This is a genomic window from Kitasatospora saccharophila (genome assembly GCF_039529925.1).
GTDB lineage: Bacteria > Actinomycetota > Actinomycetes > Streptomycetales > Streptomycetaceae > Kitasatospora > Kitasatospora saccharophila.
In genome coordinates this window covers 43,384-69,892 of record NZ_BAAANS010000016.1, presented here as the reverse complement: position 1 = coordinate 69,892, position 26,509 = coordinate 43,384, and the positions used below count along the sequence as shown (strand labels likewise).

Here is a 26,509-nt window from a genome sequence, read left to right as displayed (position 1 = left end):
GCCCCGCCCTACTCCCGGGCGGCGTCCGCGAAGGACGACACCGCCGCCGAGGCCACGGACTCGACCAGCGCGATGCCCGCCTCCTTGCTCGCCGAACCGTCGCTCAGCACCGACACCAGCAGGCTCCGGCCGCCGTACTCGACCAGGCCGATGCTGTTGACCACCCACAGCCCGGTGCTGTCCCGGGACAGCCAGCCGTTCTTCAGCTTCACCGCACCGCCCTGGTCCGCCGCGGAGACGCCCCAGTCCTGGTCGTCCGCGACCAGGCCCATCAGCTTCGCCAGGTAGGCGCGGGAGGCGGAGCCCAGCGGCGAGTCCTCGGTGAACACCACCCGCAGCAACTGCTCCTGGTCGGCCGCGGTGGTCTCGGTCAGACCCCAGAAGCCGTCCGTCCCGGCGGTGGTCCCGGTCAGCCCGAAGGCCGCGTTGGCCGCGTCCAGCCCCGGCGCGCCGCCCACCGCGTCGAACAGCGTGGTGGCCGCGGCGTTGTCGCTCCGCTCGATCATCAGCGCGGCCGCGGCCTGCTGGTCGCCGGTCAGCACGCCGTCGTTCCGCAGCAGCAGCGCGGCCAGGATGTCGACCTTGACGATCGAGGCGGTGACGAAGGAGTCGTCGCCCCAGGCCGCGGACGTCCCCGCGTCGGGATCGGCCACCGTGACGGCGAAGTGCCCGTCGAGGGCGCCGACCGCCGCGGCGAGCGCGGTGTCCGCGGCCGTCGCGGCGGTGCTCTCCGTCGCGTCCTCCGTCGCGCCGCCCGGGGTGCCGTCCGCGCTGTCCTCCGTGCCGTCCGCCGTCGCGCCCTCCGCGCCCCCGCCGCCCGCCGTGACCGTCGCGGAGGCCACCGCGCCCGCCGGGGCGCCGGTCGTCGAACGGGAGACCACCAGCCACGAGCCCAGCGCCGAGAGCACCAGCGCCACGACCGCCGCCCGCCTGATCCGCCGGGTCCGCCTGGTGTGACGCTCCCGCCTGCGGGAGGAGGTCCGTGATTCGGGTGGTGCTGTCATGCGGACGATGCTCCGCCGCCCGTCTTGGCCCGCGATGAGTCCCGGCTGAGCGGGTACTGAGAAGCCGCAGCGGGCGCCTCCGCAAGAACTTGACAGGATTCTCGCGCAGTGACGCAAGGATCCGTGCCGACACCGTGGTCCAGGCAGTCTGCGGAGGGACCTTCCCGGTGGCAGCGACCGCCGCCATGGCGGGAATCGGGTCGGTACGTCCCTGCTGAGCTGCTGGGATCCGCTATGACCGGGCTCGGGCCGGGGCGGACAGGCAGTAGGAATCTTGCAGTGATCGCTATACTTGTTGCTCCACTCCGCCTGCCGCGGGAGGGCAGGTCGCTCAGCCGTAGCCGAACGGATTCCCCAGGCCCCTCGCTTCCGCCCCGCCTCCCGGCCCCGGCCGTCCCCGTCCGTCCCCGTCCGCCGTGCGGCCGGGTGCCAGCTCGATCCGCAGCCCGGCACCCGGGGTCGCCCGTGCCCGCCAGGGCGGGCGACCCCGGCTGTTCCGCATACGCACCTTCTTTACGGTCCGTTGACACCCCGATCACCCCTCTGTAACTCTTGAGTGCCCTCACGCAAAAAACGAACAGATGTCTGTTGGTTTTTCGACTCTTCTCGCCCCACTCATTCCGAGACAGAGGACGCCATGAGATCCAAGCTCCCCCTGCCACGCCTGACGGCCGCGTCAGCCCTGGCGGGCATGCTCCTGCTGGCCGGCCCGGTGCTCCCGGCCCGCGCCGCGGGCGGCCCCGACCTCGCGGCCGGCAAGGTCGTCACCGCGAGCAGCACCAACGGCCAGTACACGGCCGCGAACGTGAACGACGGCAACCAGGCCAGCTACTGGGAGAGCGGCAGCGCCGCCCTCCCGCAGTGGATCCAGGTCGACCTCGGCGCCGCCGCCCAGGTCGACCAGGTGGTGCTGAAACTGCCCGCCGGCTGGGGCGCCCGCAGCGAGACGCTCACCGTCCTCGGCTCCACCGACGGCAGCACCTTCGTCCCGCTGGCCGCCTCGACCGGGTACGCCTTCGACCCGGCGAGCGGCAACACCGTCCGGATCGACTTCCCCGCCGCCACCGCCCGCTGGGTGCGCGTCCAGGTCTCCGCCAACAGCGGCTGGCAGGCCGCCCAGATCTCCGAGTTCGAGGTCCACGGCACCAGCGCCGCCGCCGCCAACCTGCTCGCCGGACGCACCCTCACCGCCGGCAGCAGCTCGCAGAACTACGCGGCGGGCAACGCCGGCGACGGCAACCAGGCCAGCTACTGGGAGAGCGCCAGCGGCGCCTTCCCGCAGTGGATCCAGGGCGACCTGGGCTCCGCCGCCAAGGTCGACCGGCTGGTGCTGAAGCTCCCGCCCGGCTGGGAACAGCGCACCGAGACCTTCAAGGTGCAGGGCTCCACCGACGGCAGCACCTTCACCGACCTGCTCGCCCCCGCCGCCCACAGCTTCGACCCGGCCGCCGGGAACCAGGTCACCGTCTCGCTGCCCGCCGGCACCACCCGCTACCTGCGGCTGGTGTTCACCGCCAACTCCGCCTGGCCCGCAGCCCAGTTGGCCGAGTTCGAGGCGTACGGCCCCACCTCCGGCGACACCCAGGCCCCCAGCGCGCCGACCAACCTGGCGTACACCCAGCCCGAACCCGGCAAGATCAAGCTGACCTGGAGCGCGGCCACCGACAACACCGCCGTCACCGGCTACGAGGTCTACGCCGACGGCCAGTTGGCGGCCTCGGTGGACGGCACCACGCTGACCTGGACGGACACCCGCCCGGCCGCCGCCACCGTCACCTACACCGTGCGGGCCAAGGACGCCGCGGGCAACCGGTCCAACCCCAGCGCCCCCGTCACCCGCACCGGCGAGGACCCCGGCGACACCGTCAAGCCCAGCGCGCCCGGCAACCTCGCCTACACCGAGCCCGCCGCCGGACAGATCAAGCTGACCTGGGACGCGGCCACCGACAACACCGCCGTCACCGGCTACGAGGTCTACGCCGACGGCCAGTTGAAGGCGTCCACCGCCGCCACCGTCCGCACCTGGACGGACACCCAGCCCGCCACCGCCACCGTCACGTACACCGTGCGGGCCAAGGACGCCGCGGGCAACCGGTCCGACCCCAGCGCGCCCGTCACCCGCACCGGCACCGGCGGCGGAACCGGCGGCAGCAACCTCGCCGCGGGCAAGCCGATCGAGGCGTCCGGGCAGGCGTGGACCTTCGCCCCGGCCAACGCCAACGACGGCAGCCTGGCCACCTACTGGGAGGGCAGCGCGGGCGTCCCCAACACCCTGACCGTCCACCTGGGCACCGACGCCGACCTGCAGAGCGTCGTCGTCAAGCTCAACCCCGACCAGGCGTGGGCCGCCCGCACCCAGAACATCCAACTGCTCGGCCGGGCCGCCGGAGCCACCGACTACACCAGCCTCAAGGCCGCCGCCGACTACCGCTTCGACCCCGCCGCCGGCGGCAACAGCGTCACCGTCCCGGTCACCGGCCGGGTCGCCGACCTCCAACTGAAGTTCGCCTCCAACACCGGCGCCCCCGCCGGACAGGTCGCCGAACTCCAGGCCATCGGCACCCCCGCGCCCAACCCCGACCTCACCGTCACCGACGTGGCCTGGTCCCCGGCCGACCCCGACGAGGCCACCGCGATCACCCTGCGCGCCACCGTCAAGAACACCGGCAACCTGCCCGCCCCCGCCAGCAGCGTCGACCTGCTGCTCGGCGGCGCGCTCGCCGACAGCGCCGCCGTCCCCGCACTGGCCGCCGGCGAGTCCGCCACCGTCGGCAAGGAGATCGGCACCCGCCCGCAGGGCAGCTACCTGCCCGCCGCCCGGGTCGACCCCAAGAACACCGTCCGCGAACGCAACGAGGACAACAACCTGCTCGCCGCGGGCACCCCGATCACCGTCCGCCAGGCCCCCGGCCCCGACCTCGAAGTCCTCGACGCCACCCCCAACCCCACCAGCCCCGCCGCCGGCGCGGTCACCTCCTTCACCGTCAAGCTCCACAACCGCGGCATCGACCCGGCCCCCGCCACGGTCACCCGGCTCACCGTCGGCACCGCCACCCTCGACACCGCCACCCCCGCCCTCGCCGCCGGACAGACCCTCAACCTGCCCGTCACCGGCACCTGGACCGCCGTCGCCGGCGGCGCCACCGTCACCGCCACCGCCGACGCCACCAACACGGCCAAGGAGACCAACGAGGGCAACAACACCTACAGCCGCTCCCTCGTGGTCGGCCGCGGCGCCGCCGCCCCCTTCACCTCCTACGAGGCCGAGGACGGCAACTACCAGGGCGAACTGCTCCAGGCCGACGCCACCCGCACCTTCGGCCACACCAACTACGCCTCCGAGTCCTCCGGCCGGAAGTCCGTCAGACTCACCGCCACCGGCCAGTACGTCGAGATCACCTCCACCGTCCCCACCAACTCCATCGTGGTGCGCAACTCCATCCCCGACGCCCCCGGCGGCGGCGGCACCGACGCCACCCTCAGCCTCTACGCCGACAACGTGTTCGTGCAGAAGCTGAACCTCACCTCCAAGTACAGCTGGCTGTACGGCAACACCGACCAGCCCGAGGGCCTCACCCAGACCCCGCAGGCCGACGCCCGCCGGCTCTTCGACGAGACCCACGCCCTGCTGCCCAAGAGCTACCCCGCCGGCACCAAGCTGCGCCTGCAGCGCGACGGCGGCGACACCGCCTCCTCCTACACCATCGACCTGATCGACCTGGAGCAGGTCGCCCCGCCCAAGGCCAAGCCGGCCGAGTGCACCTCGATCACCGACTACGGCGCCGTCGCGGACGACGGCAAGGACGACACCGCCGCGATCCAGGCCGCCGTGACGGCCAACCAGAACGGCAGCATCTCCTGCGTGTGGATCCCGTCGGGCCAGTGGCGCCAGGAGCAGAAGATCCTCACCGTCGACCCGCTGCACCGCGGCACCTACAACCAGGTCGGCATCCGCGACGTCACCATCCGCGGCGCGGGCATGTGGTACTCGCAGTTCTACACGCTCACCGAACCGCAGAACGTCGTCGGCGGCATCAACCACCCGCACGAGGGCAACTTCGGCTTCGACATCGACGACAACACCAAGATCTCCGACCTCGCGATCTTCGGCTCCGGCCGGATCCGCGGCGCCTCCGACGGCTCCGAGGGCGGCGTCGGCCTGAACGGCCGGTTCGGCAAGAACACGAAGATCGAGAACGTCTGGATCGAGCACGCCAACGTCGCCGTCTGGGTCGGCCGCGACTACGACAACATCCCCGACCTGTGGAACCCCGCCGACGGACTCCAGTTCAGCGGCATGCGGATCCGCGACACCTACGCCGACGGCATCAACTTCGCCGACGGCACCCGCAACTCCACGGTGTTCAACTCCACCTTCCGCACCACCGGTGACGACTCGATGGCCGTCTGGGCCAACAAGTACGTCAAGAACACCTCGGTCGACGTCGGCCACGACAACGCCTTCGTCAACAACACCGTCCGGCTCCCGTGGCGCGCCACCGGCATCGCGGTCTACGGCGGCTACGGCAACCGGATCGAGAACAACCTGGTCTACGACACCGCCAACTACCCCGGCATCATGCTCGCCACCGACCACGACCCGCTGCCCTTCTCCGGACAGACCCTGATCGCCGGCAACGAGATCCACCGCAGCGGCGGCGCGTTCTGGAACGAGGCCCAGCAGTTCGGCGCGCTCACCCTGTTCGCCGCCAACCTCGACATCCCCGGCGTCGTCATCCGCGACACCGAGATCCACGACAGCACCTACGACGGCATCCAGTTCAAGACCGGCGGCGGGACGATCCCCGACGTCAGGATCAGCAACGTGCGGATCGACAAGTCGAACAACGGCGCGGGCATCCTGGCGATGTCCGGCGCCCGCGGCAGCGCCGTCCTCACCAACGTGCAGGTCGGCAACTCCGCCACCGGCGACATCGTCCGCCAGCCCGGCACCACCTTCACCCTCACCAACGGGTAGCCGCCACCACGCCGGGGCCCGGCCGGGCGGAGCACTCCTCCGCCCGGCCGGGGCCCGGTCCGCGCCCGGGAACGTACTCGCTCCGCGCCCGGGAACGCACTCGGTCCGGACCCGCGATCGGGGTCCGGACCACGTTCACGCCCGGGTGTCGGCCGCGTGCAGGTGCGGGGGGCCGTCCGGCGGCCGGTGCCAGGAGGTGCGCAGCCCGCAGGCGGTCAGGGCGGTGCCCACCGCGTGGTGCATCGCCTCCCGGACGGCCGTGGCCACGGGCGGGCTGCCGGGCAGCTGCGGGGAGGAGCGCCAGGCGACGTCCACGACCGGATCCGCCGCCGCCCCGGTCTCCGCGTCCGCCGCCGCTGCCGCCGCCTCCGCCTGGAGGGGTGCGCAGACCGCCAGCGCGACCCCGGCCGCCCGGGGGCCCAGGGCCAGCGGCAGCCCCGCCAGGGCGGCGCTGCGGCGGACGGCCGCGACGGCGTCCGCCGGGAGCGTCGCGGCTCCGGTGGGGGCCACGACGCTCCCGGACGCACCGGGCGCGTCGGGCGCGTCTGCTTCCCCGGCTCCCGGGTCCGCTCCGGGACCGACCAGGGTCGGTCCGTTCGAGGTGGCCCGGGTGGCGCGCAGGCCGAGGGACGGCAGGAGTTCGGCGAGCGCCGTCTCCAGGCTGTCCACCACCACCTGCCGGGTCCGGGGCCACGGACCGTCACCCCCCGCCGCCGCGGCGTCCTCCAGCCGGGCGGAGCACAGCCAGCGCAGGGTGATCGGCCACCGCTCCGGGTCGGAGCCGCCCGCGGCGGCGTCGGCTCCGGTGGGGAGCAGGTGGACGCCGGGCCCGTGCCCGCCGTGCGCGACGGGCAGGCCGACCAGCAGCAGCGCCTCGACGACCCGGTCGCTCAGCCGCGGATCCACCCGCGCCTCCCGCGCACCGGACACCGTCAGCCCGTCGACTCCCATTCCGCCACCCCTTCCCACCCGCGGGGCGCTCCCGCGCGTGAGACTATCCATGAACACGTAAAGCCCGTCAACAGCCCCGGTCGGCCCGGGGAACGGCCCGTCAGGCGCTCGGCTCGCCGGCGGTCTGCGGGGCCGCGGGCGCGGCGGCCGGCGGCACCGGAGCGCCGGGCTGCTGCGGCACCGGGTAGCCGGCCTGCGGCGGCACGGGGGCGCCGGGCTGCTGCGGCACCGGGTAGCCGGCCTGCGGCGGGACCGGGTAGCCGCCCTGGGGCGGGACCGGGTAACCGGCCTGCGGCGGAACGGGCGCGCCGCCCTTCTTGCGGTTGCTCAGCGAGCGGAAGAAGTTGACGAGCAGTGCGATCGGCACGATGAACGCCTTGAAGATGATGGTGTAGCGCTCGCCCTCGAAGAAGAAGGCGAGGTAGACGCCGTAGCCGAAGAAGGCGAGACCGGCGAGCACGGTGAGGACCCGCCAGCCGACGCTCAGCCCGGAGGCGGGCACCAGGCCGACGATGAGGGTCAGCAGACCGCTGATCAGAAGCAGGACGACGTACCAGGAGAACGTCGGGTCGAGGCTGAAATCGATGTTCACGGAAACCCCAAGTATGGACATAAGGTATGCATAAAGAGCCGTACGGCTGACGTACCGTACCGGAACACCGGCCCCGTCCACACCACTTGTCCCACCCGCACCCTGATAGCGTCCCGCCGTGCCCCCTTCACCCGCCCCGCTGTACGCGGCGGCCGACGTCCACGGCCACCGCGCGGAGTTCCTGGACGCACTGCGGGGCGCCGCTCTGGCCGACGCCGACGGCCACTGGTGCGGCGGCCGGGCACGGCTCTGGATGCTCGGCGACTACGTCGACCGCGGCCCCGACGGCATCGGCGTCATCGAGGACATCCGCCGCCTCGCCGCCCAGGCCCGCGACGCCGGCGGCCGGGTCGGCGCCCTGCTCGGCAACCACGAGGTGCAGCTGCTCGCCGCCCACCGCTTCGGCACCGCCCCCGTCCCCGGCTGGGACCAGCCCGGCGGGTTCCACGGCGGCTGGTCCCGCTTCGGCGGCCAGGAGGACGACCTGCGCCGACTGACCCCCTCCCACCTCGCCTGGCTCGCCGCGCTGCCCGCCGTCGCCCTGGTCGAGGACCACCTGCTGGTCCACTCCGACACCACCCAGTACCTCGAACTCGGAGCCGGCGTCGCCGCCGTCAACGCCGCCGCCGCCCGCGCGCTCACCGACGAACGCCCGGAAGCCTGGCTGGAGTTCAGTCGCCTGATGAGCTCCCGCGGCGCCTTCCGCGGCGCCCGGGCCGGCCACCCCCACGACCCCGTCGCCCGGGTCCTCGGCACCCTCGGCGGCACCGTCCTGGTGCACGGCCACAGCACCCTCACCAAGCACTTCGGCATCCCCCCGCAGCACGTCCGGGAAGCCCTGCGCTACGCCGGGGGCCGGGTCGTCGCCATCGACGGCGGCGTCTACGAAGGCGGCCGGATCCTGCTCACCCGCCTGCGCTGAACACCCCCGGCCCCGACGGCGGTCGGGCCCCGCCGGGAAGCCGTCCCGGCGGGGCCCGACCGCACCGGGCGGTGCCGGCGCGTCAGGAGGTCGGGCAGTGGGTGCCCGCGGCCGGCATGACCCCGTTCACCAGGAAGCCGTTCACGGCGTCCTTGATGCAGGTGCTCTTGTTGTACGCGGTGTGGCCGTCGCCGTCCCGGGTCAGCAGGGTGGCGTTGGCGAAGCCGGAGGCCAGCTTCTCCGACCAGGCGTACGGGGTGGCCGGGTCGCCGGTCGAGCCGACCACCAGGATCGGCGCGCTGCCGGTGGCCTTGACGACGTGCGGCTGCTCGGTCGAGCGGTACGGCCAGGAGCGGCAGTCCGGGTCGAAGAGGTTCGCCTCGGTGAAGTGCGCGCTCACCAGCGGGGCCTGCTCGTGGGCCTCGGCCAGCGCGGCCTGCAGCCGGTCGGCGCCGGGGGTCTCCGCGCCCGGGTCGTCGCAGTGGATCGCGGTGTAGGCGTCGAACATGTTGCTGTAGTGGCCCTTGTCGTCGCGGCCGTTGTACCCGTCCGCCATGTTGAGCAGGTAGTCGCCCTTGTCGCGGAGGATCGCCCAGTCGATCGCGTTGCGCAGGTACGTCCAGGACTGCTGGTTGCCGTAGAGCATGCTCAGCGTGGCGGTCCAGCCCGCGGTCTCGGTCAGCTCGCGGTCCTTGCCGACCTTCAGCGGGTGCTCGCGCAGGCCGTCCAGGAAGGAGGCGAGCTTCTGCGCCGCCTTGTCCGGGTCCTTGCCGAGGCTGCACTGGGACTGCTTGGCGCAGTCCGCGGCGAAGGCCTTCAGCGACTTCTCGAAGCCCGCGAACTGCTGCACCAGCAGGTCGAGCTGGTCCGCGGTGGGGTCGACGGCGCCGTCCAGGACGAGCCGGCCGGTGCGGTCGGGGAACTGCTCGGCGTAGCTGGCGCCCAGGTAGGTGCCGTAGGAGAAGCCCAGGTAGTTGAGCTTCGGGTCGCCCAGCGCGCCGCGCAGCACGTCCAGGTCGCGGGCGGCGTCCGTGGTCCCGACGTGCGCGAGCAGCTTGCCGGAGTTGGCCGCGCAGGCGTCCGCGTACGCCTTGCCCCGGTCGTCCGCGCGGTCGTCGGACAGCGCCCAGGTGTCGTGCGCGGCGTCGTCCAGGCAGTGCACGGCGGTGCTGGCGCCGACCCCGCGCGGGTCGAAGCCGACCAGGTCGTAACGGGCGTTCAGGTCCTTGTAGGCGTCGCCGCTGTACTGGAGCTGCTCGATGCCGGAGCCGCCCGGGCCGCCCGGGTTGAGCAGCAGCGAGCCGAGCCGGTCGGAGCCGGTGGCTGGCTTGCGGGAGAGCGCGACCTCGATGCCCTCCCCGGCCGGGGCGGCGTAGTCCAGCGGCACCTTCAGGCGGCCGCACTGGAGCGCGGACTCGTCGACCTTGTCGGTCGCCGGGTCGTCCGCGCACGGCGCCCAGGCGATCTGCTGGGTGTAGAACCCCTTCAGCGCGGGGTCGTCGGCCCCGGTGGGCTTCGGGCTCGGGCTCGGCGAGGCCGAGGGGCTCGCCGAGCCGGTGGGCTGAGCGGCGTTCTGGTGGGAGGAACTGCCGCAGGCGGCGAGCAGGAGCGCCAGGGCGGCGGCAGGGAGCACCCGGCGGATCGACCGGGAGGTATGCATGATCACCGCGTATGAGTACCATCCGACCGCCGCCCGAGTCCTCTGATTATCAATTCGTCATCAAACCGCCGCCGTACGGCCTCCGCCACCCCTCCCTCGACCCCTCCTCCGGAGCCGCCCACGCCCGCTGACCTCCCCTCAGCCGACGCACCCTCACCCGGTGCCGCTCCCCAGCGTGCCGAGCACCTCGTGCAGCCGCCGCGCCGTCCCCCGCGGGCGGAAGGCGTACCCGTTGTGCCCGCCGGGGAAGACCGCGCAGCCGGTGCCCAGCTCCGCGGCGAGCAACTCGCCGCACCGGTGCGGCCAGAAGCGGCCCGAGTTCTCGCCGACCCCGGCCACCACCCGCACGCCCGAACCCTTCAGCGCGGCCAGGTCGAGCCGGTGCTCCCGGAGCGACGCGAGGTCGTACCGCAGCAGGAACTCCGCGTTGCGCACCTGCTCCGGCCCCCGCGCCCGCACCGGGGCGTCGGGCTCGCGATCGGTCGGATCGATGCCCGCGAACTCCGCGAACCCGCGCAGCGCGGCGTCGACGCCCGCCGCCTCGAACGCCTCCCGGGCCCCCGCCAGGTCCCGGAGCGCCACGGCCCGCTCCGGCCCCGGCAGCAACCGGACGGCCGCCGGCTCGTGCGCGACCACCGCGCGGGCCCGCCCGGGGTGCCGGAGCGCGAACTCCAGCGCGACCAGCCCGCCGAGACTGCTGCCGAAGACCAGGGCGGGCTCCCCGGTGACCGCCGCCAGCAGCCGCGACACGTCCTCGGCGTGCACCGCCACCGTCGTCCGCCCCGGCTCGTCCACGGCGCTGCCCGACAGCCCGCGGCGGTCGTAGGTGACCACGGTGTACCGGTCGGCCAGCCGGGCGGCCAGCGCGTCGGTCACCCCGGCGTCCCCGTGGCCCCCGGCGACCAGCGCCAGCACCGGCCCCGTCCCGCGGACGAAGTACCGCAGCCGCGCACCGGGCACCTCCAGCACGGATCCCCTCATCGGACGCACTCCTCCCACTCGTTGCCGCCGGTCCCTCCCGGCCCGCTCCGAGCATGGCCGCCCGCCCGGCGCGGGGGGAGCGGAGCGCCCGTCCTGGGAGCGGCGCTCCCAGGCAGTGGCGCCCGGCAACCCCTTCCGCTCCGGCAACCTGACGCGTGGTCGGGCAGCCGGGCTCAGTCGTCGTCCCGCTCCGGGCCCGCGGTCCCGGTGCCGTCCGCCGCGGCGCCCTCGGTGTCCACCGCGGCGCGGATGCGTCCGAGCAGGGCGCGCAACTGCTCGCGCTCGGCGCCGCTCAGCGCGCCGGTGGCCGCCGCGAGGGCGGCCCGGTCCAGCTCCTCCGCCTCCCGGTGGCAGCGCGCGCCCTCCTCGGTGAGGGTCAGCAGGAACGCCCGTCGGTCCGAGGGGTGCCGGACGCGCTCGACCAGCCCGTCGCGCTCCAGGCTGTCGACGATGGTGGTCGTGGTGCGGGGGGCGTTGCCCACGTGCTCGGCGAGGTCGCGCATGCGCAGCGGCTCGCCCGCCAGGGCCAGTACCCGCAGGGTGCGCAGCCGGGCCACCGAGGCGCCGTGCTCGCGCAGCCTGCCGTCCACGAAGACGCGCAACCGGTGGGTGGTGGCGAACAGTTCGTCCACCAGGACGTCGCTGCTGCCGAACCGCTGTCGCGCAGCCGCTTCCTCTGCCATGCCGTGACTTCTCCATCCGCTTCGGGTCCGCCGGCCCCCGAAGACCTCGGGTTCCGCAGTCCCGCAGGTTTCCTGAGCAACATCATAGTGAGTATGCTCAGCTTCTATGAGCACCCGCCTGGGCCAGCGCCGTGTCGTGCCCATCATGGCTGTCCTGACCACCTTCATCTGCATCATCGACGGCGCCATCACCACCGTCGCCCTCCCCAGCATCGCCCGGCAGTTCGACCTGACCCCGGCCGCCCTCACCGGGGTCGTCGTGATCTACCCGGTCTGCCTGGGCATGATGATCCCGGCCTCCGCCTGGTTGATCGAACGCCACGGCGGCCGCCGCACGCTGCTGCTCTCCCTCGCCGCCTTCACCGCCGCCAGCGGCCTGTGCGGCGCCGCCCCGAACCTCACCGCCCTGGTCGGCGCCCGCGCCCTGCAGGGACTCGCCGCCGGCCTGCTCATGCCCACCTCGCAGGCCCTGCTCTTCCGCACCTTCAGCCACGCCGAACAGGTCCGGCTCTCCCGGCTGATGGTCATCCCGCAGCAGATCGCCCCCGCCATCGCCCCGCTGCTCGGCGGCCTGCTCATCACCAGCCTGTCCTGGCGCTGGGTGTTCTACGTCAACGTGCCCTTCGGCACCGCCGCCGTCCTGTTCGGCGCCCTCTTCCTCGCCGAGCACCGCGACCACAGCGCCGGCCGCCTCGACCTGCCCGGCCTGCTGCTGTGCGGCGCCGCCACCGCCACCCTGATGTACGGCGTCTGCGCCGGCCCCGACCTCGGCTGGGACCGCCCCCAGGTGATCGGCGCGCTCGCAGGCGGCGCCGCCCTGCTCGCCGCCGCCGTCCGGCAGCAACTGCGCACGCCCGAACCGGTCCTGCGGCTGCGCCTGTTCCGCGACCGGCTGTTCCGCGACACCAACCTGATCAGCCTGGTCGGCTACGTGCCGATGATGGGCGCGATGTTCCTCGGGCCGATCTTCATCCAGGAGGCCCGCGGCGGCTCCGCGCTGGACAGCGGCAGCACCACCTTCACCGAGGCGTTCGGCGTCCTGGTGACCATGCAGGTGGTCGGCGCGGTCTACCACCGGGTCGGCCCGCGCCTGATCATCGGCACCGGCCTGCTCGGCGTCGCCGCCGTGATGCTGCTGTTCGCCACCGCCGACGCGGACACCAGCCTGTGGACCTTCCGCGGCTACATGTTCCTGCTCGGCCTCGCCATGGGCGCGGTCTTCATCCCCACCACCATCGCCTCGTTCAGCACCGTCGACCGCGCCGACATCGCCCACGCCGCCACCCTCAACACCGTCGTCCGGCAGACCGGCAACGCCCTCGCCCCGGCCGTCGTCACCTCCGTCCTGGTCCTCGGCGCCAGCGGCGCCGGGCGCGCCCACCCGCCGCTGGCCTCCTACCAGCTCAGCTACTACGTCCTGGCCGCGGTCGCCGTCGCCGCCGGCCTGTTCGCCTTCACCATGCCCGACGGCCCGGCCCGCACCGCGGCGCCCCGCACCGCCGCGCCCCGCACCGCGGCCTCCGGCTCCCGCCCGCGGGCCCGCCTCCGGCAGAAGGCCGACCGCCCCGGCCGCTGAACGCACCGGCCGGGGGAGGGGCGCCACCCCTTCCCCGGCCGCCGTCCCCCCGCTTCCCCTCCCCCTCCTCCCTCTCCCGCCCCGCTCCTTCGCCGCATAGAGTGGCCGCCCGCCCACCGGAGAGGACGCCAGCGTGACCGAGCGTTCGAGGATCCTGTTCGTGACCGACCTCGCCTACCCGGCGCGCGGCCGCCGCTACGGCGACGAGGACGTCCAGTTGACCGCACGGCTGCGCGAGCACTTCGACCTGGCCCTGTGCCACCCGAAGGACGCGGCCGCGCTGATGCCGGGCTTCGACGCGGTCGTGGTCCGCAACAGCGGGCCCGTCCTGCACTACCGCCGGGAGTACGAGGAGTTCCGCCGCCGGGCCGCCGAGTGCGGCACCCGGGTCTACAACCCGCTCACCGGCCGCGGCGACATGGCGGGCAAGGGCTACCTGCTCGACCTGACGGCGGCCGGGTTCCCGGTCATCCCCACCGTCGACCGCGCCGAGGACCTCGGCCTGCTGCCGGAGGTCGACCGCTACCTGGCCAAGCCGAGGAACGGCGCCGACTCGATCGGCCTCACCCCCGTCGACCGCGCGGCCCTGCCCGGGCTGGACTGGGACGGCCGACTGCTCCAGCCACTGGTCGACTTCGACCACGAAGTCTCCTTCTACTTCGTCGACGACGCTTTCCAGTACGCCCTCCACGCCCCGGACCCGGCCCGCCGCTGGGAGCTGGTCCCCTATCGCCCCACCCCCGAGGACCTGGCTTTCGCCCGCCGCTTCATCGAGTGGAACACCCTCGACCACGGCATCCAGCGGGTGGACGCCTGCCGCACCACGGCAGGCGACCTCCTGCTGGTGGAACTGGAGGACCTCAACCCCTACCTGTCCCTGGAGGCCGTCCCGCCGCCGCAGCGCGAGGCGTTCGTCACCGCGATGACGGCCTCGCTGCACCGCTTCCTGGGGCTCCGCTAGAACCGACCGCGCGGTCGGTCACCCCACCCCGACGGGCCGGACCTCCGCCGCTCCGCCCGCCGGCCCGCTCGCCGCTCCGCCCGCCGGCCCGCTCGCCGGCCCGCCCGCAGCGCCGGGACCGCCCGCCGGTCCCTCCACCGCTCCGCCCACCGGTACGGCCGCGAGCTCGGCGTGCACCCGCGCACCGCGGTCCGGGGCCAGGTCCAGCGCGGCCAGCACCGAGGGCAGCACCACGTTGGGCAGGAGGTGCCGCAGCAGCGCGGCGATCTGATCGGCCAGGTCCTGGTAGTCGGTCATCGCCTGGGACATCTGCTGCACGCCGCCGAACGCCCCGACCAGTACCGTCGCGGTCTCCCCGGGCAGCACGTGGGGCAGCAACTCGCCCTGCGCCCGCGCCTGTTCGAGCACGTCCGTGACGATCGCGCGCCAGCTGCGGAACGCCGAGGCCCGGTCTATCCCGGTGGCCTGCTGGTCCAGCGAGAGGCGCACGCCGGCCCGGACCATCGGATCGGTCTGCAGCAGATGGGTGTGGGTGAAACACATGTCCACCAACTCCTGCGTCCGGCAAGGGCGTCGGGGGATGACGATCCGCATGTCCTGCTCGGCGAGCACGCCGCGTGCCAGTTCCTCCTTGGACTGGAAGTGGAAGTAGAGCGCCCCCTTGGTCACCCCTGCGGCGGCGAGGATCTCGGAGATCGTCGACGCCTGGTAACCGCGCTCCTCGAAGACCTGTGCCGCGGCCCGCAGGATGGTCCTGCGGGTGCGGGTGGCCCTGTCTTGTGTCGCCACTGTGCCTCCTCGACCTGCTGTTGTGGACAGGCCGATGTCGATTAAAAAAACCGCTCAGTTCGTATCCTAAAGCGCAGGGCGAGCCGACCGACAGGGCCTCCGTGCTCCGACCCGCGAAGCCACGACCCGTCAACTTCCCTAACCAGGGCGGAGGGTGAAGCGGAGCCAAGCATTCATCATTGACAAACCGCCCGTCCCGTTTTCTACTGATGCCCGGTCAGGACGGAAGGCGCGAACGAACCGTGCGAAACCTGACCGGCCACCACTCACGTACGTACAGGAGACGACGTGGACATCGCTGTTCTGGGCGCGCTGGACGTCAGGGAACACGGAACGCCGGTGACGCCCACCGCGCCCAAGACCCGCCAGGTCCTGGCCCTGCTGGCCCTGCACGCCAACCAGGTGGTGCCGGTGGCGTCCCTGTTCGAGGAGCTGTGGGGGAGGACCCCGCCCCGCAGCGCCCGCACCACGCTGCAGACCTACGTCCTGCAACTGCGCGAACTCATCGAGGCCGCCCTGCCCGCCGGAGGCCCCCGCACCGCCAAGGACGTGCTGACCACCCTGCCCGGCGGCTACCTGCTCGACCTCGCGGGCGGCCGCAGCGACGTGCGCGAGTTCGAGCACCGGACCGCCCGCGGCCACCGGGCCATGGACGTCGGCGACCACTCCGGCGCCGCCCGCGAACTGCGCGGCGCGCTCGCCCTGTGGACCGGCGCCGCCCTCGCCGACGTGCAGACCGGCCCGCAACTGGAGACGCACCGCCGCCGCCTGGAGGAGATCCGGCTGTACGCGCTCGACCGGCGGATCGAAGCCGACCTCAGGCTCGGCCGGCACCGCGAACTGCTCGCGGAACTCACCGTGCTCGTCCTGCGGCACCGCACCCACGAGAACCTGCACGGCCAGTTCATGCTCGCCCTCCACCGCTCCGGCCGGCGCGGCGAAGCCCTGGAGGTCTACCGGCGCCTGCGCAACGCACTGCACCGGGAACTCGGCGCCGAACCGTCCGTCGCCCTGCGGCGGCTGCAGCGCTCGATCCTGGCCGCCGCCCCCGCACTCACGCTCCACCACGTCCCCGCCGGAGCCGCCGAGCAGCTCAGCCGACAGGGCTGACCCGCCCCGCCCCGCTGGTCGAGGCTTTCCGCGCCCCGCAGCCGCAGGCCGCGGCGGTACCGCGGGACGGTGGCGTCCTTCTCCGGTCGTGCACGGAATCGCGGGCGGGGCTCTCACTCCGCGTTGTTGTCTGTGCTCAAACAACGCCGAGGAGATCATGCCCGTTCGAAATCGAACGATCTGTCAGCGCATGTACGAACCCCGCGAGTCGGTGCTAGCCTCCAGCTCGATTCGATCACCGCACGGACGTCCTGAGCCCGGTACGGCACGCTGCCCGCTCGCTCCCGACCGCATCCTCACGACCCGTCCGTGCGACCGGAACCGAGGGGGAAGCATTGGAGAAGGAAACCCGCGCGCAGGGGCTGTCACGCCGCGCGCTCGTCAGGGGGGCGACGCTCGGCGTCGCGGCGGTCGGCTTCAGCGCGACCGCCGCGACCTGGGTGGCCGACGCCGCCGCCGGCCCGTTCGACCGGCTGCCCCGCCTGGACGGTGAGATCCTCCTCGACGCCGCCAGCAGAGCCGCTGACAGCATCGACCAGGGGCACATCGTGACCCGCACGCCGGGCGCGGTCCTGCGGCCCGGGTCCGTCGGCGACATCGCCAAGATGGTCAGGTTCTGCGCGGACCGCGGCATCAAGGTGTCGGCGCGCGGGGAGGGCCACACCACCTACGGGCAGTCGCTCAACGACAACGGCCTGGTCATCGAGATGCGCGCGCTCAAACGCATCCACCGGATCGGCCCGCAGGGAGCCGACGTCGACGGCGGCGTGCTGTGGACGGAGCTGATGACCGCCGCGTTCGCCCGGGGACTCACCCCGCCGCTGTTCACCGGCTACACCGAACTCACCATCGCCGGCACGCTCTCGGTCGGCGGCGCCTCCCCGGGCGCCGGATCCCGCGGCCTGCAGATCGACCACGTCCAGGAACTGGAGGTCGTCACCGGGCGGGGCGAGGTCCTGGTCTGCTCCGCCGACCGGCACGCGGACCTCTTCAAGGCCGCGCTCGGCGGCCTCGGGCAGTGCGGCATCATCGTGCGCGCCAAGCTCGACCTGGTGCCGGCGCAGCCCGAGATGAGGACGTACCAGTTCACCTACCCGACCGGCGACGGGGCCGTCGGCGACCTGCGCACCCTCACCGAACGCGGAGAGGTCCTCGGCGCCTACCTCACCTGGGCCCCGGCCGCGACTTCCTTCGTGGGACAACTCATCATCAGCGTGCCCGTCACGCCCGGCTCCCCGCCCGACGGCGAGCACCTGCTGCGCGGCCTCAGCCAGCCCCCGTCCGCCGCCACGGCCTTCGACCTGAGCTACCCGGACTGGGTCAACCAGGTCAACCGGCTGGTCGCCCAGATGGACGCCGCCCTGGACTACGACCACCTGGTCAAGCCCTGGTTCGACGTCTGGTTCGGCGCCTCGGAGATCGAGCGGTTCACGCAGGACGCGCTCGCCGAACTCGACCCCCACGACTACGCGCCCGGCTCCCTGCTCCTGGTCATCCCCGCGAAGCGCAACGGCGTCGACCACCCCGCCTTCCGGGAACCCCGGGCGGACTCCACCCCGTGGATGTACCTGTTCGACATCCTCGACAACTCCGCCGCCCCCGGCCCCGACCCGGCGTTCGCCACCGACCGGCTCCAGCGCAACGCGGAGCTCTACCGCAAGGCCCGCACCGTCGGCGGCTCGCGCTACCCCATCGGCGCGCTCGCCTTCACCAAGGCCGACTGGATCGCCCACTACGGCGCAGCGTGGCCCGAATTCCGGCGCGCGAAGGAACGCTACGACCCCCGCCACGTCCTCAACCCCGGCCCCGGAATCTTCTGAGACCGAGCCCACGACCCGCAGGACCGCCCCGCCCCCCACCCCGGCGGGGCGGTCCTCCGGCTCCCGGCCCCGGAGGGAGGCAGCGCCCCCGAGCGCGTTCGCCCCGGTGGAGGACCGGGCCCCGAGGTCCACCCGACCCGCGCCCGCGGACCGTGACCGGTCGGCTGCGCGAACGCCCCGATTGCGTCCGCGTGAGGGCGGGGGCACGGTGGAAGTACCGCGCTCGTACGGCCTGCGGTGGAGCATGACGCGACGCCAGCGCCTGTGGCCGCCGTCGGCTTCCCGTGAAGAGGTGAAGCGTCGTGACCGGCGTGCCCACGCAGCTGACGGTTGCAGATCTCGTGCTCGACTCCCTCCGCTCCGGCGGTGGCCCGGTGCCGGACGACGCCGATCTGCCGTTCTTCCGCCTCGGCGCGCTCGGCCCGGTGCTCGGGGACTTCCTGCCGACCCATCCAGCGGTCGCCGGCGGCAGCGCGCCGATGTCCGGGGTGTGGGCGCCGGTCCTCGGGCTGCTCGCGGGAACCCCCGGCACCCCGGGCATGGCGGCGAACCTCCGCACGCTGAAGGACGTGCTCGGCCGCTTCGAGCAGGCCGTGCGCGACAAGGACCAACTCGCGCTCCTGGCGATGAAGGACGACCTGCGGGGGCTGCCCGACGTGGTGACCGCCCTGCAGGGGCAGTTCGCCTCGATCAGCGGCCTGAGGTCCACGCTGAAGGACGCGATCCTCAAGACCCGGCCGCGCCCCAAGGCCCGGCCGGCCGGCACCTGGGTGCCGCGCGACACCGTGCACGCCCACCGCACCGGGACGTTCTGGCACGCGCTGCGGGAGAAGGCCGCCGCCTCGGGCGACCCGCGGATCCGGGCCTTCGGCCTGGGCGCCACCGCGGGGTACGCCGGGGCGCTGTGCGGGAACCCGTTCGTCAACGGGGTGGTCGGGTCGCCGTACCGGACCCACTGGTGGCGCCACCGCTGGGTGTCGCACCACGTGGACGCCTGGGTGTGGGGCTACTACCGCACCAGGGAACGGGTGCGCGCCGCGGGCCAGGAGATCGTCTTCCCGGCCGGCACCGGCGGCCGGGTGCCGCTCCCGCCGTGCGGCACCTGGGACGACATCGCCGGGTCCGAACTGCAGGACCGGTTCGCCATCGGGGGGATCACCCCCGACCTCGTGCTGAACGCCGTCCGCGACGGCGTCCCCCTCACCGGCTTCCTGCCGCCCGAACTCCTGACGCTCTGGCTGGACAGCTACCACGACGCGGTCGGCGACCCGCCCTCGCCGGGCGTCGACGGGCCCGGCCTCGACGGCGCGTACGCGATGACCTGGCTGACCACCTGGATCACGAGCTCGGCGGCGCTGCTCGGCTCGACGCCGCCCCACCGGATCCAGGAGCCGGACGCCTGCGGCGACCGCCCCGACTGGGTCGAGGTGGACGGCAGCGTGGTCGTCGGCGGCACGTCCGTCCCGCAGCCGCCGGTCACCCAGCCCGACCCGTCCGTCCCGGAGATCGCGAGCGCGATCGCGGCGGCGATCCTCGCCGTGGCGGAGTACCTGCTGGCCGGACTGGCCGCGGCGGCGGCGCTGATCTGGGCGGCGGTCGAACTGCTGGACGACGCCACCGACCCCGGCTGGGAGAACCTGCGCTGCCAGGCAGGCTGGACGGACTCCTTCCTCGCCCGCCTGGAGAACGCGTTCCACGACCTGCTCAGCACGAGCGGGCTCGGACCGCCGTACGCGGTGCAACTCGCCCACAACGAGATCCAGTTCCAGACCTGGGGCACCATCGTCCCGCCGGACTCCGCGCTCGGCACCTGCCGCAGCCCGTCCGCGCAGGAGGGGGACGGCTACCCCGCCGCGCTGTGGACCCCCGTCGCGCCGGACGAGAGCAACTGGCCGAAGTACCCGACCGAGCCGCTCGAACGCCCCGTGCAGATGTCCTACCCGGAGGGCCCGTGGTGGCCGCTGCACTTCGTGGACGGCTTCACCTTCACCGACGCCGGACCCGGCGCCGTACCGCGGTTCCCGTCCACCCAGAACAACCCGCTCGCCGCGCCCGCCGGCGGCAAGCCCACCGTCCTCGACGCCGCCGAGTGGCAGCTGCGGATGCAGCGCGCCGAAGCGAACGGCAGCCCGCAAGGCGCCTTCGGCAACGCCGTCGACGTCGCGGTCGCCCTGATCGGCAGCCCCACGACCCAGCTCCTCGACTGGGACCTCGACGGGGACCGCGGCATCGGCTGGCCGACCTGGGTGTTCCAGGACGCGGCCGGCCACCCCGGCCCCGTCGTCCGGGAATGACCACCGGGAACGACCGCCGGGAACGACGCCAGGGAACGCGAAGGGAGGCCCACCATGACACCGCCCGCCGATGACACGCCCCGCCGCCCCCAGGGCGAGGGACCACCGCCGACCTACACCCCGTGGCTCGTCGTGCGGGCCGCCCCCGGCGACCAGGGGACACGGCCCCTGCCCGCCGGCGCCGTCTACTACGCCAGCCCGGACATCGCGGTGGCACCCGCCGACACCTGGGGGAGGGTGCGGGCCGGCGACCCCGTGACGGTGTCGGTCACCGCGCAGAACCTCGGCCACGCGGCCGCCCCCGGCGTACGCGCCCAGTTCTGGTGGGCGGACCCGTCCGCCGGTCTGACGCCCCAGCAGGCGACCTTCATCGGCACCTCGGAGCGCACGCCGATCGCCGCGGGCCTCGCCGAGACGCTGACCTGCACGACGCCCTGGACCCCGGTGTTCGTCAACGGCGGCCACGAATGCCTGGTGGTCGAGATCGCCTCGCTGTCGGACCCGCTGACCAGCACCTTCCGGCCCGACCTGGACCGGCACGTGGGCCAGCGCAACGTCACCGTGCTGTCGCCGCAGGGCGAAACGCAGCGGATCGTCCTCACCCTGGCCAACCCCTTCGGCGAGGACGCCCGGACGACCCTGTGCGTGCGCACCTTCCAGATCACCGGGTTCGAACGGCTGCCCGGCTTCGGCCTGCCGCTCTCCCCGGCCGACACCCTGCTCCACGTCGACGACCCGGTCCTGGCCGAGCCGCTCGCCGCCCTGGGCGCCGAGGTCACCGCACGGGAACCGGGCCAGGACCTGTGGATCGGTGACGCCGCCGTCGACGCCGACGCCCGCTGCGGCGGATACCCGGACGCGGTCCTCGACGGCCTGCGTCGACGCCGGGCACCCGGCCACGACTTCGGCCGACCGGTCGCCGAGGTCGACCTCCCCGCCGCCGGAACCGCCACCGTCGAACTGACCGCTCCGCTCGGAGGCACCGGCACCGCCGCCGTGCTCCACCGCCTCACCCAGGTCTGCGACGACATCGACATCGGCGGCTACACGCTCCTCTCGCTACCGCTCTGACGCCCCGCCCCCGGCCCAGACACGACGGACGGCAGCCCCCGTACGTGTCCGGTGTACCGGCCACCGCAATCTGCCCTGTCCGGTGGCCTCGGCTTCGGCCGGCCCGGTCGTGCCTCGTCCCGTCCCGCCGGGGCGGTCAGGGCCGAGCGGCCGAAGCGCGGGTCAGTTCGGGTGGCGGGCCCGCTGGCGGGCGCGGCGGCTCATGGCGCGACGCTCCTCTTCACCGGTGGCGCCCCAGACTCCCGTCTCCTGCTTGTTCTCCAGCGCCCACCGCAGGCACTGCCGGGTGACGGGGCAGCCGCGGCAGACGGCCTTGGCGCGTTCGGTCTGACGCAGGGCGGCACCGGAGTTGCCGACGGGGAAGAACAGTTCCGGGTCTTCTCGCGTGCACGCGGCGCGCTGGCGCCAGTCCGAGCCCCGGTCGGGGGGCGCGGGTCGTGTCGGGGAGGCGGCCGCCGGGGGCCGGGGCGCTGCCGACGGGCTCGGGGCAGCCGGCTCGGTGCGGCCGGGGAGGCCGGAGGAGGTAGTGGGCTTGGCGGTGCTGCGGTCGGCGGCCATGAGTCATCCTCCGTCTGATCGAGCCGGTCCTCCTGGGCGGATTCCCGTGACGGGTCCCTTCTTCTCCCCGCCGGAGCGAAAATGCGCACCGTCTGCCTTTTTCGCTTCCGGTGGATCACGCGGGCCTCCGGAACGGCCGTCTCCCGGGACCGGCCGGAACCCTGACGGAGGATCAGGGAAGTTCGATGTTTAAGTTTTCCGCACTGGCGCATGCGAATGCCGTCCACGACAACGCTCACAGAAGTAGGAGAAGCGGATGAGCATCCTCGCCTGGATCCTGATCGGTCTGATCGCCGGCGCCATCGCCAAGGCCCTGATGCCGGGCAAGGACCCGGGCGGCATCATCGTCACGATGCTCATCGGCATCGCGGGCGGCCTGCTCGGAGGCTGGCTCGGCAAGGTCATCTTCGGTGTCGACTCCATCGACGGCTTCTTCGACCTCTCCACCTGGATCGCGGCCATCGTCGGCTCGCTCATCCTGCTGGTGGTCTACCGCCTCGTCGCCGGGAGCCGGCACAGCCGCGCCTGAACGATCCGCGTGCCCGTGAGGCCGACCCCCGGCGCCGGGGGTCGGCCTCACCGCGCGTCTCCGGCCAAGTGCGCCGGCTGCGGACGAGTGCGGCCGGGCTGACCGCAGAGGCGGAACAAGAGTGGCAGAGCCCCGCCTCGACCAGGATTCCCGTGAAAGCGGAGATCTCGAAATCCCCTCCCGGAAATCCTCCGGCCACTCGTTCGGCCAGCCGGACAGGATTCATGCTCGTTCCCGGCTGCGTCATCGGACCATTGTTGGTCCGTCGCCGGTCGGCCGCGGCATCCCGGGCAGCAGGCACCACCTGCCAGCGGCCGAGCCTGCCGGCACGTCTGACCGGAGTCGAAGCCAGCCCCGGCGACCGCTCGGCCAGGCCGGCCCATGCCCCACCAGCGAAGCTGGGCAAGATCGTGATGCGCGCTCGTAGTGCTCGGTGGCATGGCCTCGCGATACCGGGGCAGGCGGCCCGTCGTACGGAGAACGAGACACGCGAGAACGAGGAGGCGGCGCATGACTGAGGCGATGTGGGGCTACGAGGGTGCCGAGGGCTACGCTGCGGGCTCGGACCTGACGGGGTACCGGGTCGAGGCGACGGACGGGCACATCGGGAAGGTCGACAAGCACACCGTGGACGTCGGCGCGGGCTACGTCGTGGTCGACACCGGCCCGTGGATCTTCGGCCGCGAGGTGCTGCTCCCGGCCGGCACCATCACCCGGGTCGACGACGCGGAGAAGACGGTGTGGGTCGACCGCACCCAGGACGAGGTGAAGAACTCCCCGGAGTACGACAAGGACAAGCACGCCGACGACCCGGCCTACCGCAACCAGGTCGGCGGCTACTACGGCGGTACCGCCGTCTGACCCGCCGCCACCAGGGCCACCCGGGCCCCGCGTCCTCGGACGCGGGGCCCGAGCGTTCCCCACACCCGTCACCCGTCACCCGACGCTCGGCCCGTGGGGCCGTGAGGGCCGGGGCGGGCACGCCGCCGTCCTGCAGGCCAAGCCTGCACGCGCCCGCCGCGCAATTCAGAAGGCATGCGCACGTTGCGAGGGGGTAGACAGGGGCGGACCGTGCCGCTGTGGGAAGGAAACGACCGTGACGAGAGACCAGCTCCTGGTAGCAGCACCCGCCCCGGTGAGCGGCCACGCGCCCATCGCACCGCCGCGCGGCCCTCGGGAGATCGCGCCGGAACTGGCGGAACTCGGCGATCTGACAGAGGTCGCGCCGACCGACGCCCGGGACCTGACCCGGGTGCTGCTGGTGCGCCTGGCCGGCCTGGAGGAGGGCACCCGGGAGTACTCCTACGTGCGGGCCTCCCTGGTGGAGCTCAACCTCTCCCTCGTCCGCTTCGCCCTGCGCCGCTTCGGCTCGCACCGGGAGAGCACCGAGGACCTGATGCAGGTCGGCGCGGTCGGACTGATCAAGGCCATCGACCGCTTCGAGACCGAGCGCGGCCTGGAGTTCACCACCTTCGCCATCCCCACCATCCTCGGGGAGCTGCGCCGGCACTTCCGTGACACCACCTGGGCCGTCCACGTCCCCCGACGCCTCCAGGAACTGCGCCTGACCCTCGGCAAGGCCCAGGACGCCCTGTCGCAGACCCTCGACCGGGCTCCGACGGTGGCCGAGCTGTCCGCGTACCTGGGGATGGCGCAGGAAGAGGTCATCGAGGGCCTTCAGGCCGCGAACGCGCACAGCACCGACTCCCTCGACGTACCGGCCGGACCGGACGACGACGGCCCGGGCTCACTCGCCGCCAAGATCGGCGGCACCGACGAGCGCCTGGGCATGGTCGAGGACCTGGTCTCGCTCCAGCCCCTGATCGCCGCCCTGCCGGAGCGCGACCGCCTGATCCTGTCGATGCGCTTCACCGAGGATCTGACGCAGTCCCAGATCGGCGAACGCCTCGGCCTGTCCCAGATGCACGTCTCCCGCCTCCTCTCCCGCGCACTCGCGAAGCTGCGCCAGGGACTCGAAGCGGCTTGAGGCAGATCGGCCCGCGGAGCAGGACGATCGGCGTCCAACGCCCGCCCGTTGGACGCCACCCGCACGGTGAGAGGGTATGAGAATGCAGTCGCACGACCACGTCACGTCCGCCCGGGCGGACGCCGTCGCGCTGGAGGGCGGTGTCGGCATCGACGTGCGGTCCGGCGGTGACGGCGTCGTCGTCTGCCGGATCGCCGGAGACCTGGACATCGAATCGCTGGCACCCGCCAAGAAGGCCCTCACCCGGGTGCTCCGCGGCAACCGCCTCGTCGTCGTCGACCTGGCCCAGGTGGCGTTCTGCGACTCCTCGGGGCTGAACATGCTGCTCGTGGCGCGCGCGGACGCCCTCGCCACCGGTGCCGTGCTGCGGCTGGCGGCGGTGTCGCAACCCGTGGAGCGGCTGCTGGAGATCACCGGAGCCGCCGCCGCTTTCGACGTCCGCCCCACCGTCCAAGCCGCGATCGCCGAGCTGCCGTGACCGTGACTTCAGCGTCCTACCGGGCCCGGGCGCAGCACCCGGCCCCGCCGAATCAGCCGAATCAGTCGCAGTGCAGCGGGCAGGCGAAGCGGCAAGGACCGCCAACTCGAAGGGCCGACCGAATGATCACTGCCCGGCAGGCCCTCGACGACAGCCTGCTCGTCACCGTGCTGACGCTGCCGCCGGGCGGCCAGCGACGGCGCCTGGCCATGGCCAGGCAGCACAAGCCGGTCACCCGCGCGCGGGAGTTCACGCGCGGTGCCCTGGCCGACTGGTCGTGGCCCGGCGCCGACGACATCGTCCTGCTGGTCGCCGAACTCGTCGCCAACGCCGTGCTGCACGCCGGCGGTCCCCAGGACCTCGTCCTCCACGCCACCGACACCCGCCTGCGCGTCGAGGTCACCGACACCTCCCGGACCGCACCCGTACCGCGCGAACCGCACCAGCCCAGCACGCCCGGCGGCCACGGTCTCCACCTCGTGCGTACGATCTCCGACCGGTGGGGCAGCACACCCCACCCCTCCGGCAAGACCGTCTGGGCCGAGATCGACGCCCCGCACTCCTGACCGGCCATCCCGGTTGACCCCCGGGGGCCGTCTCCTCGGTGATGGCGAATCCCGCGTCGCGCCCGTGGGGGGCCACGAGGAGCGCCGGCATCCGCCCTGCCCTTGCGTCGAGCCGCGCGCCCTGGCCACCGACGCGGGTTTCTCCTTCCCATCACCGGGCGGGTTCCGGAGGGGTGCTCGTGGTGCCGGCCCCTGGATCGTCCGGCGGCGCACGTCGAGAACGGTGGGGGTCGGGGCGGGGCGTGCGGCAGGCGCACGGGAGCACGTCTGGTGTGCGGGGGCGCTCGGAGGTGAGGCGGGGAGCGCCGGTGGGCGGCCGGAACGAGCCGGGACGCAATCGCAGAAAACGGCGGTAAACGGACAGGGGTACGCACTGGCGAGCGAATCGGCATATGACAAAGGACTTTTCTCATTCGCTCATTTGAATGATTACGTCAAGATCACGGAGGGGCTGCCGATCGCGACCGCAATGAACCCGACAACGTGATAGGAATAGTTATGTTTTACGGGGGTAGCCGTGCGCCTGGCGGTTTACCGCCGTGCGGCCGTCGCACCGACACCCGCGAGGGGGCGGGACGGCCGGATCGGGGGCGGGGGAATTCGGGGCGCCGCGACGGTGCCTCCGGAATGTCGTTCAGCGGTCGCACCGGGCCGACATCGCACCGGGCCGACAATCGACTAGGGGTGGGAAACGTGAGCAATCCTTTCGACGACGAATTCGGGCGCTTCCTCGTGCTGGTGAACTCCGAGGCGCAGTACTCCCTCTGGCCCGCTCACCTGGACGTCCCGGGGGGCTGGGAGCAGGTGGGCGAAGAGGGGTCCCGGCAGGAGTGCGTGGACGTGATCGAACGGGTCTGGACCGACATGCGCCCGGCCGGCCTGGTCGCCGCGATGGAGTCCGGCACCGGCTGACCCCCTCCGGTCGGCCGCACGGGGGGATTGCCCCCGTGCGCACCGGATCGGCCGGCCCGGGCCGGGTGCCGCGTTCCGCGGCACCCG

Annotated in this window: 21 protein-coding genes and 1 pseudogene; 14 read left to right on the top strand and 8 right to left on the bottom strand. The window is 73.2% G+C overall.

The window, feature by feature from the left end; genetic code table 11:
- Nucleotides 1-8 precede the first annotated feature (8 nt).
- Entirely contained in the window at nt 9-1,004 is a 996-nt protein-coding gene (locus tag ABD345_RS14075; RefSeq protein WP_344552367.1) for a serine hydrolase, read from the bottom strand.
- Nucleotides 1,005-1,641: 637 nt separating this feature from the next.
- On the opposite strand from ABD345_RS14075, the gene ABD345_RS14065 reads away from it, so the two are divergent.
- Entirely contained in the window at nt 1,642-5,982 is a 4,341-nt protein-coding gene (locus ABD345_RS14065; protein WP_380271608.1) for a galactose-binding domain-containing protein, read from the top strand.
- A gap of 135 nt (nt 5,983-6,117) precedes the next feature.
- Here ABD345_RS14065 and ABD345_RS14060 read toward each other — a convergent pair whose 3' ends face one another.
- Entirely contained in the window at nt 6,118-6,933 is an 816-nt protein-coding gene (locus tag ABD345_RS14060) for a hypothetical protein (RefSeq protein WP_344552366.1), read from the bottom strand.
- Nucleotides 6,934-7,033: 100 nt separating this feature from the next.
- Entirely contained in the window at nt 7,034-7,525 is a 492-nt protein-coding gene (locus ABD345_RS14055; RefSeq protein ID WP_344552365.1) for a hypothetical protein, read from the bottom strand.
- A 118-nt stretch (nt 7,526-7,643) separates the two neighbouring features.
- Here ABD345_RS14055 and ABD345_RS14050 point away from each other — a divergent pair, with 118 nt between their 5' ends.
- Nucleotides 7,644-8,447, top strand: coding sequence for a metallophosphoesterase (locus tag ABD345_RS14050; protein ID WP_344552364.1), 804 nt, complete (start codon nt 7,644-7,646; stop codon nt 8,445-8,447).
- A gap of 82 nt (nt 8,448-8,529) precedes the next feature.
- Here ABD345_RS14050 and ABD345_RS14045 read toward each other — a convergent pair whose 3' ends face one another.
- From ABD345_RS14045 to ABD345_RS14035, 3 genes are all read right to left on the bottom strand, one after another.
- Nucleotides 8,530-10,107 carry an alpha/beta hydrolase gene (locus ABD345_RS14045; protein ID WP_344552363.1) on the bottom strand — a complete coding sequence of 526 codons (1,578 nt, stop codon included), beginning with the start codon at nt 10,105-10,107 and terminating at the stop codon, nt 8,530-8,532.
- A 153-nt stretch (nt 10,108-10,260) separates the two neighbouring features.
- Nucleotides 10,261-11,088, bottom strand: a complete 828-nt coding sequence (locus tag ABD345_RS14040; RefSeq protein WP_344552362.1) for an alpha/beta fold hydrolase — start codon at nt 11,086-11,088, stop codon at nt 10,261-10,263.
- Between the two features lie 173 nt (nt 11,089-11,261).
- Entirely contained in the window at nt 11,262-11,771 is a 510-nt protein-coding gene (locus tag ABD345_RS14035) for a MarR family winged helix-turn-helix transcriptional regulator (protein ID WP_344552361.1), read from the bottom strand.
- A 145-nt stretch (nt 11,772-11,916) separates the two neighbouring features.
- Between ABD345_RS14035 and ABD345_RS14030 the strand changes: the two genes are divergently transcribed.
- Together ABD345_RS14030 and ABD345_RS14025 are read left to right on the top strand one after the other, a co-directional pair.
- Nucleotides 11,917-13,347, top strand: a complete 1,431-nt coding sequence (locus ABD345_RS14030) for a DHA2 family efflux MFS transporter permease subunit (RefSeq protein WP_344552360.1) — start codon at nt 11,917-11,919, stop codon at nt 13,345-13,347.
- A 133-nt stretch (nt 13,348-13,480) separates the two neighbouring features.
- Nucleotides 13,481-14,308 (top strand): ATP-grasp domain-containing protein, encoded by an 828-nt coding sequence (locus tag ABD345_RS14025; protein WP_344552359.1) that lies wholly within the window; start codon nt 13,481-13,483, stop codon nt 14,306-14,308.
- An 18-nt stretch (nt 14,309-14,326) separates the two neighbouring features.
- On the opposite strand, the gene ABD345_RS14020 is transcribed toward ABD345_RS14025, so the two are convergent.
- Nucleotides 14,327-15,097 carry a ScbR family autoregulator-binding transcription factor gene (locus ABD345_RS14020; protein WP_344552358.1) on the bottom strand — a complete coding sequence of 257 codons (771 nt, stop codon included), beginning with the start codon at nt 15,095-15,097 and terminating at the stop codon, nt 14,327-14,329.
- Nucleotides 15,098-15,385: 288 nt separating this feature from the next.
- On the opposite strand from ABD345_RS14020, the gene ABD345_RS14015 reads away from it, so the two are divergent.
- From ABD345_RS14015 to ABD345_RS14000, 4 genes are all read left to right on the top strand, one after another.
- Nucleotides 15,386-16,207 carry an AfsR/SARP family transcriptional regulator gene (locus tag ABD345_RS14015; protein ID WP_344552357.1) on the top strand — a complete coding sequence of 274 codons (822 nt, stop codon included), beginning with the start codon at nt 15,386-15,388 and terminating at the stop codon, nt 16,205-16,207.
- Between the two features lie 335 nt (nt 16,208-16,542).
- Nucleotides 16,543-18,027, top strand: a complete 1,485-nt coding sequence (locus ABD345_RS14010; RefSeq protein ID WP_344552356.1) for an FAD-binding protein — start codon at nt 16,543-16,545, stop codon at nt 18,025-18,027.
- Between the two features lie 302 nt (nt 18,028-18,329).
- The gene (locus tag ABD345_RS14005) at nt 18,330-20,321 is read left to right on the top strand and encodes a hypothetical protein (protein WP_344552355.1); all 1,992 of its coding nucleotides are present in this window, start codon (nt 18,330-18,332) and stop codon (nt 20,319-20,321) included.
- A 54-nt stretch (nt 20,322-20,375) separates the two neighbouring features.
- Nucleotides 20,376-21,392, top strand: coding sequence for a hypothetical protein (locus tag ABD345_RS14000; RefSeq protein ID WP_344552354.1), 1,017 nt, complete (start codon nt 20,376-20,378; stop codon nt 21,390-21,392).
- 162 nt (nt 21,393-21,554) lie between these two features.
- Here the strand turns inward: ABD345_RS14000 and ABD345_RS13995 are convergent.
- A pseudogene (locus ABD345_RS13995) lies at nt 21,555-21,803 on the bottom strand (WhiB family transcriptional regulator); the annotation flags it as partial.
- A gap of 403 nt (nt 21,804-22,206) precedes the next feature.
- Here ABD345_RS13995 and ABD345_RS13990 point away from each other — a divergent pair.
- The 6 genes from ABD345_RS13990 (at nt 22,207) to ABD345_RS13965 (ending at nt 26,422) form a co-directional block, all read left to right on the top strand.
- Nucleotides 22,207-22,479 carry a GlsB/YeaQ/YmgE family stress response membrane protein gene (locus tag ABD345_RS13990; protein ID WP_344552353.1) on the top strand — a complete coding sequence of 91 codons (273 nt, stop codon included), beginning with the start codon at nt 22,207-22,209 and terminating at the stop codon, nt 22,477-22,479.
- Nucleotides 22,480-22,989: 510 nt separating this feature from the next.
- Complete coding sequence (locus tag ABD345_RS13985; protein WP_344552351.1) at nt 22,990-23,340, top strand: PRC-barrel domain-containing protein; 351 nt, start codon at nt 22,990-22,992, stop codon at nt 23,338-23,340.
- A 235-nt stretch (nt 23,341-23,575) separates the two neighbouring features.
- Complete coding sequence (locus ABD345_RS13980; protein WP_344552350.1) at nt 23,576-24,466, top strand: SigB/SigF/SigG family RNA polymerase sigma factor; 891 nt, start codon at nt 23,576-23,578, stop codon at nt 24,464-24,466.
- 76 nt (nt 24,467-24,542) lie between these two features.
- A complete protein-coding gene (locus ABD345_RS13975; protein WP_344552349.1) occupies nt 24,543-24,944 on the top strand; it encodes an STAS domain-containing protein in 402 nt (133 codons plus the stop codon).
- Between the two features lie 122 nt (nt 24,945-25,066).
- Nucleotides 25,067-25,510 carry an ATP-binding protein gene (locus tag ABD345_RS13970; RefSeq protein ID WP_344552348.1) on the top strand — a complete coding sequence of 148 codons (444 nt, stop codon included), beginning with the start codon at nt 25,067-25,069 and terminating at the stop codon, nt 25,508-25,510.
- Between the two features lie 693 nt (nt 25,511-26,203).
- A complete protein-coding gene (locus ABD345_RS13965; protein ID WP_344552346.1) occupies nt 26,204-26,422 on the top strand; it encodes an MbtH family protein in 219 nt (72 codons plus the stop codon).
- Nucleotides 26,423-26,509: the final 87 nt, after the last annotated feature.